At 28.0% G+C, this 214-nt stretch carries 1 pseudogene; it reads left to right on the top strand.

Annotation, left to right across the window (positions count from 1 at the left end):
* Window positions 1-10 precede the first annotated feature (10 nt).
* A pseudogene (locus tag CAMP5082_RS08415) lies at window positions 11-214 on the top strand (hypothetical protein); the annotation flags it as partial.

Genomic DNA, 214 nt, shown 5'->3' with positions numbered 1-214 from the left:
TAATAAAGATATTTACGAGATTTATACTTCTAATGGACTTATATTAGAAGTTGATAAAAATACAAATCAAATTATATTTGATAAAAGAAAAGATGGGCGTGAAGTAGGCAAATACACCCAAGAATATTCTAAAGCTTTGTTTGAAGCTGATCGTATATTAAGAAACTCTCCCTACAAAGACTATCAACCCAGATATTTAGATCCTAATCTTTAT

Source organism: Campylobacter sp. LMG 17559, assembly GCF_024723605.1.
Taxonomy (GTDB): Bacteria; Campylobacterota; Campylobacteria; order Campylobacterales; family Campylobacteraceae; genus Campylobacter_D.
Note: the sequence above shows the minus strand (reverse complement) of the source record. Positions and strands in the feature narration are given on the sequence as shown.